Here is a 1437-nt window from a genome sequence, read left to right as displayed (position 1 = left end):
GATGGATCAGGTACCGGACATGTCGCGAACGCCATGGCATATGCACCCGCTGGTGTTTCTGGATGCCATCAGCACGTCGAAAAAACGCGGCTGGGCGCACAGTCCGTTTGCAGACCTGCTGGGCTGCGTGGAGTCAAAGAACGATTACACGGCTTACAACCAGATATTTCATAGTCCGGAAAGGTCGGTGGCACATTACGATACTAATCTGACCTCTATGACACTTCAGCAGGTAATGGATGCACAAGCTAACCCGGGAGTAATGTTTGCGACAGGGCGTTTTCAACTAATACCCTCTACATTACAAGCAGCAGTACATCAATTACATCTGGATTCTACAGCGTTATATGATTCATCTATGCAGGATAGGATCTTCAACGATTATTTAATTAAAATTAAACGCCCGGAGTTTATCAACTATCTGGAGGGTGACGGGAATGTTGAGGACGCAATTTATGCTTGGGCGAAAGAATTTGCATCTGCTGGAGTTCGAAAAGGTAAGCAAATCAGTAAGGGACGAATTAGCGCGAATGATGGGCATGGTTATTATGATGGCGATGGTTTAAACAAAGCTTCACTTCTACCTGACGATATGGTTAGAGCACTAGAGGAGTCAAAATAATGCAACGGAAATCTATATTGCTAGCCTGTATCAGCCTGTGGGTGTGCGCAACTGCAACAATTCAGGCTGAAGATAAAATGTTCCCTGAATTTTCTCATTATCCAGCAACAGTCACTTCGGGGCCTTTTTCTCAGACGCTGGTTTTAACAAACGAGCAGAGTAAATACTCTGCGCATTGGAAAAAAACGATGCAGCAGCAATTAGTAAAACCCGTTAATTTCGCGGGGCATTATCGCTTCTTTGCAACAGATGCGTACCAAGGCGATGAATGTCAACATGGTATTTGTGGCTGGGTATTAGATAAATCGACAGGGAACGTTGTCTCGAACCTTCCTGAATTTAATGGCAGTGACTCATATGGTGCAGTAGGTGATAATGGTACACCTGTTGGCGAACCGTTTGAAACAAAAACACAAAGTGATAGTTTGTTATTAATACTTACCGGCCAAGCAATACCTAAAGAGTTAAAGCATGATAAAGATGGCGTTCCAATAACCAATCCATGCGAAACAAATTACTATAAATTTGAGAATAACAAATTTATTAGAATTTTCGAAGATAGAAATGGCTGTAATGTTGATTAATTGATTATAGATAGCCTCATTCATGAGGCTATCATTTTTAGAAGTAAACCAATGAAATACTGACAGGCTCATACTGATAGGTAAAAATGGTGTAAGTTCTCTCCTGTCCAGGTATTATTTTATGACGCTTCCCTCTGATATCCCGCATACTGATAAGGCGATACATATCGCTCAGTATTTTTATCAAGATAATCCGCCCACCACTGCATCATAGCGATCCGCTCCTCCAGA

At 42.2% G+C, this 1437-nt stretch carries 1 protein-coding gene and 1 pseudogene; both read left to right on the top strand.

What is annotated here, in order from left to right; translation table 11 throughout:
* A pseudogene (locus AC3G3F_RS23790) lies at nucleotides 1-622 on the top strand (hypothetical protein); the annotation flags it as partial.
* Nucleotides 622-1206, top strand: a complete 585-nt coding sequence (locus tag AC3G3F_RS23785) for a hypothetical protein (RefSeq protein WP_079796805.1) — start codon at nucleotides 622-624, stop codon at nucleotides 1204-1206. The pseudogene AC3G3F_RS23790 and the gene AC3G3F_RS23785, both read left to right, overlap by 1 nt.
* The last annotated feature ends 231 nt before the right edge of the window (nucleotides 1207-1437 follow it).

Source organism: Salmonella sp. FC25216, from assembly GCF_057751355.1.
The sequence above is the reverse complement of the archived record's forward strand: the minus strand, read 5'-3'. Positions and strand labels throughout refer to the sequence as shown.